This window comes from Paenibacillus etheri (assembly GCF_001012825.1).
GTDB lineage: Bacteria > Bacillota > Bacilli > Paenibacillales > Paenibacillaceae > Paenibacillus_AQ > Paenibacillus_AQ etheri.
This window is the reverse complement of record NZ_LCZJ02000107.1, coordinates 1-245: the sequence shown is the minus strand read 5'-3', so window position 1 is coordinate 245 and position 245 is coordinate 1. Positions and strand designations below refer to the sequence as shown.

The 245-nt window shown below is 43.7% G+C and carries 1 protein-coding gene; it reads left to right on the top strand.

Going from position 1 to position 245, the window contains the following annotated elements; translation table 11 throughout:
- Window positions 1-245: DDE-type integrase/transposase/recombinase (locus tag UQ64_RS29755; protein WP_156417724.1), on the top strand; the 245-nt coding region annotated here is incomplete at both ends.

The window sequence follows — 245 nt, the reverse complement described above, 5'->3', positions numbered from 1 at the left end:
GATATTACCTATATGCATTATGGTAATGGACAATGTGCTTATTTATCCGTGGTGAAAGACGGGGCTACGAGACAAATTCTAGCTCACTACCTCTCTTCTTCATTGGCCATGCCAATTGTAGAACGAACACTGGAGAAACTACTTGATCGACTGGATGGCAATATTCATCCAGAAGCCCTTTTACATTCGGATCAAGGAATGCACTATACTCACCCTAGATTCCGCCTTCTCGTACGCAAAGCTGG